This window comes from Carnobacterium sp., from assembly GCF_032094055.1.
Classification (GTDB): Bacteria; Bacillota; Bacilli; order Lactobacillales; family Carnobacteriaceae; genus Carnobacterium_A.
On the sequence record NZ_DAMDAK010000084.1, the window covers coordinates 3,631 to 11,477 of the forward strand.

The 7,847-nt window shown below is 37.3% G+C and carries 7 protein-coding genes; 2 read left to right on the top strand and 5 right to left on the bottom strand.

Features of this window, described 5'->3' with window-relative positions; all coding sequences use genetic code 11:
* Window positions 1-334: 334 nt before the first annotated feature.
* Entirely contained in the window at window positions 335-925 is a 591-nt protein-coding gene (locus RT405_RS11185) for a sugar O-acetyltransferase (protein WP_313469718.1), read from the top strand.
* A gap of 253 nt (window positions 926-1,178) precedes the next feature.
* Here the strand turns inward: RT405_RS11185 and RT405_RS11190 are convergent, their stop codons facing one another.
* From RT405_RS11190 to RT405_RS11210, 5 genes are all read right to left on the bottom strand, one after another.
* Window positions 1,179-1,559 (bottom strand): VOC family protein, encoded by a 381-nt coding sequence (locus RT405_RS11190; RefSeq protein ID WP_313469719.1) that lies wholly within the window; start codon window positions 1,557-1,559, stop codon window positions 1,179-1,181.
* Between the two features lie 235 nt (window positions 1,560-1,794).
* Window positions 1,795-2,319 (bottom strand): lipopolysaccharide assembly protein LapA domain-containing protein, encoded by a 525-nt coding sequence (locus RT405_RS11195; protein ID WP_313469720.1) that lies wholly within the window; start codon window positions 2,317-2,319, stop codon window positions 1,795-1,797.
* A gap of 370 nt (window positions 2,320-2,689) precedes the next feature.
* Complete coding sequence (gene allB / locus RT405_RS11200) at window positions 2,690-4,060, bottom strand: allantoinase AllB (protein WP_313469721.1); 1,371 nt, start codon at window positions 4,058-4,060, stop codon at window positions 2,690-2,692.
* A gap of 57 nt (window positions 4,061-4,117) precedes the next feature.
* On the bottom strand, window positions 4,118-5,596 hold the full coding sequence (locus RT405_RS11205; protein ID WP_313469725.1) for an allantoin permease: 1,479 nt from the start codon (window positions 5,594-5,596) through the stop codon (window positions 4,118-4,120).
* A 262-nt stretch (window positions 5,597-5,858) separates the two neighbouring features.
* Entirely contained in the window at window positions 5,859-7,073 is a 1,215-nt protein-coding gene (locus RT405_RS11210; RefSeq protein WP_313469722.1) for an alanine--glyoxylate aminotransferase family protein, read from the bottom strand.
* A 167-nt stretch (window positions 7,074-7,240) separates the two neighbouring features.
* Between RT405_RS11210 and RT405_RS11215 the strand changes: the two genes are divergently transcribed.
* Window positions 7,241-7,847, top strand: a 607-nt coding sequence (locus RT405_RS11215; RefSeq protein ID WP_313469723.1) for a PucR family transcriptional regulator ligand-binding domain-containing protein, incomplete at its 3' end; no start/stop codon positions are given.

A 7,847-nucleotide genomic window follows, 5' to 3' on the forward strand; every position in this document is an offset into this window, starting at 1 on the left:
TGCAGCTGCAACTGAGAGTCTTGGTTCATTAAAACACAGAAAATAACGGTTAAGCTCAAAGTAAATGACGCAAGTGTGAATATGGTTCATTGGAATCTTACAGAAAACAAGAGGTAATCCACTATTAAACAAACCTTGTTCACTGAATAGGATAGACAGGTAGAAAGGTACTCTTAGCAGAGTGCCTTTTCTATTATTTCGCTTTTTATAGAAGCAGATTTAATAATTGTATTTAGAAACGTATAAAGAAAATGATTCAACTGGGAGGTCATGTTAAGATATAAAGAAGCAGTTAAACCAATAAATTTGAAATTTGAGAGGAGAATTGAGCAGTATGGAACTTGATGAACAACGTCAACATATATTAAGTGGTGCTATGTACAATGATGTGACACCAGAATTGATTAAAGCAAGAGAAAATACAGTATTGCTGACTAATGAATATAATAATAGTTTTGGAAAAACATCAGAAGAAAGAGAAACCATTTTAAAACGGTTATTAAAATCGGTAGGACAAGGGATCCACTTTGAGCCGAATTTCAGATGTGAATTTGGATATAATATTTCTATTGGAAACAACTTCTATGCAAACTTTGACTGTATTATGCTTGATGGTGGAGAAAACGAAATAGGTGATAATGTGTTGTTTGGACCAAGGGTTGGGATTTATACTTCCAATCACGCGATTGATTTTCACGAAAGAATCGCAGGAGCTTGTTATGCTAAAAATGTAAAAATCGGAAATAATGTATGGTTGGGAGCAGGTGTTCATATCAATCAAGGAGTTACCATTGGAGACAACTCCATCATTGGATCAGGAAGCGTAGTTACTAAAGATGTTCCTCCTAACGTAATAGCAGCAGGCGTACCATGTAACGTAATCCGAAAAATCACAAAAAATGATCGTACAGGTTTTCAGCCCTGATCGTTACAAAATTCCATTTATTGAGTAATTGGCTCTAACAAATGTATTGCTTTTTTTCTATCTGTTAAAATTGCAGGTTCTTTTGTAAAACAGCGCGATCTATCTCTAGATAATACAAAGAAGCGGTATAATACGATTCGTATCTTTCCGCTTCTATAAAACATCCTAGTTGATAGCGCCCTTCTGTTTTTCGATCTATTAACTGCCTCTTTTTTTAATAATTCCAATAGAATGTAGACTTATTCCAAAATAATTAAACCGTTATTTCAATAAGATTTCTTTCTGGATCTTCTATTACGCTTTCATAATAACCGTCACCAGTAAGGCGTGGTTGGCTGGTACACGTGTAGCCATCGCTGATCAATTTATCGGTCAACTCATCCACTTTTTCTTTGCTTCCGACAGAAATTGCGATATGTGCCCAACCTAACATTTCCGTCGAAGAACGTTTAGTCACATCTGCGCGCTGCATGATCTCTAAACGAGCTCCATCTGTAAATGTAAGGAAATAAGATTTAAATTTTTTTGTAGGGTTATGATACAATTCATTTGCTTCTGCTTCAAAATAAGTTTCATAAAATGTTTTTGTTGCTTCTAAATCCTCTACCCATAAAGCAAGGTGTTCTATTTTCATAATTATTTCCCATCCTTTTTTATTTTTAGCTGCATTGCTACAGCTTACTTAGCGTGCATTTTTTCTAGACGCTCAGCTCTTCTTAAAGTCTCTTTAATAAGTGAAGTATACAAATCAAGTTCAAATAAGTCAAACAACTGACAGGACGCTTTTTGCTATCTAGAAATAGGGATAAACAGTTAAAGACCAGCGCTAATGATCTCCGCTGGTCTTAGTAGCTCTTAATGATCCTAAGTTATCTTTTATTCTTACTCACTCTAGTTTGTTTAGTATCATCTGGTTCTATTGTGATACTATCTGTTACTTTTTCACTTTTTAAATCTTGCTTAGCAATATCCGTTTTTCCAATTTTTGTCGTCGAAGTGTCTTGTACGCTTTTTGTGTCTGCAGTTGCTAAGTGTTTATTTAGTTCTTCTTCGAGGCTGCTGACTTGCTTTTTCAACCCTTCAATTTCAGCATTTTTCTGTATCAATTGTGCTTCAGAATCTTGTTTCGCCTGCTCGACGGCTTCTTTTTTTGACAAATCTGCAACCCTCAATTTATCTTCTTGATCCTTCTTTTTTTCTCTATTCTTCGTTCCTTTGGAGAGAGCTAATAGCCAAGCGATCAACAGCCCTAAAACTAAAGCTCCTGCAATGACTATCCAAACTGGCAAATTGACTGATGTAAACCACAAACTGATTGGAACTACTGGATTCATATTTAAAGCAATAACTCCTATGGCCAATACAAGCAATATTACTCCTATAATCGCACCCATTTGTTTTTCTCCTCTCTTAATTACCTTGCTTTATTCATTTCCCTTTTTTTTGCTGTTGAACGTGTCTTGGTTTGGGTTTTACGTAATAGTAATTGGCTTTAGTATCTTCTGAAAGTTAAACAAGCTGCAGTTTTGAAGTTGAATTAGTAAAGCCTCTATGAACCTTTGCCTTTACTAAGCGAATTCTTCTTTTTGTTTTTTGTAAGTTAAGTATACTTTCTTTTTTTCACAGTGCCTAATAATAAGCATGCTAAACTGTCTTTTATTCCCTTACCTCTTTAATTTTTGGACAGTAGTTTTTTAAGAAAAAAAAAGAGAACCGAAGTTTTACTTCTGGTTCTCTTGCTGGGTTGCTTATTTTAGTCAGGTCTTACTTAACAAAGATAAATTGGCCTGGTCTTGTGTCTACAACGCCTTCTTCTTGACTATAAACGGTTTTTCCACGTAAAATCGTCCGTGCTATTTGCGCGCCGATTTCGCGACCAATATAGGGACTGATTTTATTTTTGTATTCTAGATCTTCAGCTTTCAACGTATACGGTGCATTGGGTTTGATCAAGACAAAGTCCGCATCTTTTCCGATAGAAATACGTCCTTTTGTATTTAATTTGTATCGATCTGCTGGATTTGCAGCAATAATATCTGCAAATTGTTTTAATGACATACCGCGTTTTTGAACAGCTTCATCAAATAGAATATCCACGTTATTTTGAAGACCGGCAATACCGCCCCAAGCTTCAAAAGCATTGTCTGTATCTTTTAAATCTGGTGTACATGGAGAATGGTCCGATGTTACAAAATCAATTTCACCAGCCAATAATTTTTCCCACATGCCATTTTGGTTTTCTTTATCACGAATAGGAGGAGAACATTTTACGACTGGTCCAATTGCATCCAGTTCAGAAGTGTCGAAGTACAAGTAATGTGTACAGGTTTCACAGGTTACGTCTACCCCTTCATTACGTGCCTTAGTTACTTCTTCTACGCCTTCTGGACAGGCAATATGACAGATATGAATACGGCATCCCGTTTCTTTAGCGAAAAGAATAGCTCGTCTGATCGGTTCGACTTCTGTAAATACAGGACGAGTAGCAACATAGGCTTTCAGAGTGGTTTCTCCATTTTGATAAGCAATTTCACCTAATTTGTCTGTGATCGTTGCATTCTCAGCATGCAGGGCTAAAACTTTTCCTGTTTTAGCGATTTTTTTCATTCCTTCATATAAAGTGTAATCGTCTGAATTCATGAAGTCTCCTTCAATTGAACGATCTCCGCAGGTTGCCATAAACGCTTTGTAAGCTGCTACGCCGCCCTCATGTAATTCTTGGATTCCTTTTTCTAAATTAAAGGGTACCAAACCGCCAAATGAAGCAACATCAGCTGTTAATCTATTTTCGCCTGCATCTAATTTGACTTGCAATGATTTTGCGTCTACAGTTGCCGGTACTTGATTTAAAGGCATTTCCATAAAAGAGGTTACGCCTCCTTTAGCGCTTGCTTTTGTACCTGTCAGGTAACCTTCCCAATCATCACGATAGCTTCCGCCTGGATCAGTAATGTGAACATGAGCATCCAGCATACCGGGACTGACGATTAATCCTTTAGCATCTACCACTTCAGCTGCTTCACCTAAATCTGTTCCAATAGCAACGATTTTTCCTTCTTTTACAGCTACATCTGTTTCTACTTCACCGTTATCTAAAATCACTAACCCGTTTTTGATGATTAAATCATATTTCATGTTCCAATTCCTCCTACTGCTATTTTTTATTATTTATCAAATAAAACTATTTTTAAATTATTTCTCTACTCTTTTTAGGATCGTATAAATCACAAAAGCTAATCCTGCACCAATCAGCCAAGATAGACTGGAAATCAATTGCAGAGACGGAATGAGCTGACCGCTTAAAGAAACAAGCAGCGCCACGATGGTTGCTATATAAGCTTCTTTATTCACGCCTCGATAAGAATTAGTAGCCTTATCTGCTGTCTTATCCATATACAAAGCATCTAAGTCAATTTTTTGCTTCTTCACAACGTAATAATCAGCAAGCATGACACCTGCAACTGGCCCAAGAACTGCTCCAATAATGTTTAGAAAAGCAAAGATGCTATCTGAGTTTTCCATTAGTTTCCATGGCATAATCAAATAACTGATTACTCCAGCAATGAGTACCCCTTTTTTGTAATTGACCTTTTTAGGGAATAAAGCAGAAAGCTGATAAGCAGCAGGGATAATATTCCCTGTGGCATTCGTCGAGATTGTAGTCATTAACAACACCACAACTGCTAAAGTAGCAGCAGGCAAGCTGTCCCATTTATCGACAATGTTTAATACATTCCACTCTTGCACATTATAATGGATAGAACCTCCGATTAAAATAGCCACACTAGAGAAAGCAAAAATCACATAAGCAACAAGTAAACTAGCTGTTTGTCCAATGGTTTGAGCTTTTGTTGAAGTGGCACTTTGCGTAAAGTCAGAAACACTGGAGCCTGGAGCTGCCCACACAGCTAAAACTGAATTAATAATCATCAAGTACACTAAGATTGGAGGATTATGCTGAACAACTTCGCCAGTTGGAACATAAGAAAGGATATTTCCTATACCTCCAGCCACATTGATTGCCCAAATAGCCATTCCGCCAAAAACAATATAAATAAGCGGATTCAAAATTGCAGTAAATTTGTTAAGCGTTCCGCCGCCGCCAAAACCGATTAGGACATTGATAGCCCAGAAAATGGTGAAGGCGATTAAACCTGGCAGATTGATACCAAAAAAAGAGAAATCTCCACCTAGTGTTAAAAATTCCGGCCAGAAACTGCCAATTAAGATCAGCAAAGCTAATGACCCGGTATAGTTTTGAAGTCCAAACCAAGCTATTGCAGCTACTCCTCCACGAAGGAAACCAGGGAGCTTTGCCCCTATGTCCCCGTATGTAGAACGTAATTGCATTGCAAATGGTATCCCATAACGAGATCCCGCTTTTCCGTTATATACCATGAAGGCTGCAACGGCTAATGCACTAATAATAATAGCCAACATAACGTTTATGGGGGATAACCCTAGAAAAAGAAAACCACCAACTGCTGTATAGTTGGGGATATTATGAACCGATCCCATCCAAAGTGTAAAATAATTTTTAGCACTCATATTTCGTTTTTCAGCTGTTTTAGGAAGAACATCTTCATTGTATCCACGCTGCTTAAATTTTTTCAATTGTTTTTCATCTATCAGCCTATCGCCTTCTTTTTCTTGATAGTTCTCTTTACTCATTTCCATTTTAAAACCTCCTGATTGGAATCGCTATCACTTATTTATATATTCATTTTACCTGTTGTTTAAAACGGTTTCATTGTGAAATATGAACAAAGTATTCTTTTGTTTTAGTCATTCTAGCCATATTCAGGATTGATTCTTTCTTTGTTTATAAAGGTTGGGTAATTTAAGAAGAACGATAAGGAGGTTAGCGTTAATTATCGCTGAATTTAAAAAAGACCATTAACTATAATGATATACTTAATGGTCTTTCACTGTTTTATTTTGCGGTGAGGTAAACGTCAAGTGCAGCTTGGACGGCTTTGCCACAATGGATATCCGCTCCATAATAGAGGAGAGTCGCTTCAAAGGCGCCCAATACTTGTAAAACATTTTCTCTGCGGCTACTAAATCCCATATTTCCGAATCGCCAAACTTTTCCATTCAGCGGTCCGAATGAAGATGCAATTTCAACGCCAAATTGCTCAAGCATCATTGTCTTCACAGCTTCTCCATCAACTCCTTCAGGAATCAAAATCGGAGTAACGGTAGCCATTTTTGTTTCTGCATCGCCATAGATTCCTAGACCCATCGCGTGAATTCCCGCTTGAATAGCTCGGTCATTCAATTGGTGTCTTTCATATCCTGCTTCGATCCCTTCCTGAAGCAGTAAACGCAGCCCTTCATGCAAAGCATAAATCATGCTGGTTGCTTCAGTATGGTGATTGATTCGATTCTCATCCCAATAACGTTGCAGCTGGCTTAAATCTAAGTAGTTGCTGCTGATGTATCTTTCGTTTCTAAAGTCTTTGCTCAACCCTAATTCTTTTTGATAACGAGAAGTTAATACTTTTTCAACACGGTCATTATAGGTGATCAAAGCTAATCCAGCAGGGACACCCACACATTTTTGTGTTCCGGCTACAGCAATGTCAATACCCCACTCATCTACTTTGACGGGTACTCCGCCATAAGTAGCGACTGTATCTACTACTAAGAAAGTTTCGTGTTCTTGACAGTACGCTCCAATTTTATCTAAAGGTTGCATTTGTCCATTCGCTGTTTCGCCATGAACCATCGCAACTATTTTAGGTTGGTGCTCCGCAATAGCTTCGATTATTTCCTTTTGGTCAAAAACACTGTCCCATTCTTTTTCTAAATAAATCGTTGTCGCTTTGGCACGTTCACAAATTTCACCTAAAAGATAAGCAAAACGGCCATAAGCAGGAATCAACACTTTATCTCCTGGCTCGATCAATCCGATCAAGGCTGCTTCTAAGCCTGCTCTGGAAGTGCCGTCAATAGCAAAAGCTTGTTCGTTTTTAGTGCCGAATGGAACTTTGATCATTTGTTTGACTTCATTCATAATTTTAAAAAAAGCAGGATCAAATTGTCCGATAATAGGTGTACTCATGGCTTGACGTACTCGTGGATGCACTTCCACAGGGCCTGGTGTCATGATGGTACGAATAGGTGTATTTAATTCATTATACATACAAGGGCCTCCTCTATTTTTTACTTTTTCTCTATTCTATCATACCAAACTCCACATAAAACGCATTAGCTATTACTGCTAACTTTTTAATTCTATTATCATTTTTGCACAAAGGAATTGCTGTATAAGGTACTTTCAATTAAAATGAAGGAAGAAGAGGTGATTTAGTGACAACCCTAAAAGAACTAATAGCTATTCCGCGTTTTTCTAGTTTAAAGTCTTTAACTGCAGAACATCATTTGGACCATGTCGTAGACAGTATTGAAATCACAGAAACACCAGACGTAGCATTTTATATTCCTAAGAATGTCTTTATCTTAACTACAGCAATGATTTTCAAAGATGATCAAGAAAAAATGATTCCTTTCATTGATTCACTAGTGCGGGTAAATTCAGCAGGTTTAGGTATTAAAGCGGGCCGTTTTATAGATAAGATCGATCAAAAGGTTTTAGACTATGCAAATAAAGTCGGCTTGCCTATTATTCAAGTTCCTAGTACCGCTCCATTAGGTTCTTTATTGCATCAGTTACTGAGTTATTTATGGAATACAAAGACAGAACAGATATCTTATGCCTTAGATATCCAAAAACGTTTTTCTACTCTTTTAATGAACGATGCGAGTACTGCACGTTTTATTGCAGAATTCGGCAAAATGGTTAAGACTCCTGTTATTTTACTCAATCCCTTTCGAAAAGTGATCGCCTATTCTAAACACTTCCACCATTCAAGTAAACCAGCTGAATATTTCGTAGAACAAGTGATGCAGCGCGATC

Bases quoted from the DNA above. Each gene is read 5' to 3' on its own strand.
- RT405_RS11190 (WP_313469719.1), bottom strand. From the start codon at position 1,559: ATGAAAATAGAACACCTTGCTTTATGGGTAGAGGATTTAGAAGCAACA.
- RT405_RS11195 (WP_313469720.1), bottom strand. From the start codon at position 2,319: ATGGGTGCGATTATAGGAGTAATATTGCTTGTATTGGCCATAGGAGTT.
- RT405_RS11185 (WP_313469718.1), top strand. From the start codon at position 335: ATGGAACTTGATGAACAACGTCAACATATATTAAGTGGTGCTATGTAC.
- allB (WP_313469721.1), bottom strand. From the start codon at position 4,060: ATGAAATATGATTTAATCATCAAAAACGGGTTAGTGATTTTAGATAAC.
- RT405_RS11205 (WP_313469725.1), bottom strand. From the start codon at position 5,596: ATGAGTAAAGAGAACTATCAAGAAAAAGAAGGCGATAGGCTGATAGAT.
- RT405_RS11210 (WP_313469722.1), bottom strand. From the start codon at position 7,073: ATGTATAATGAATTAAATACACCTATTCGTACCATCATGACACCAGGC.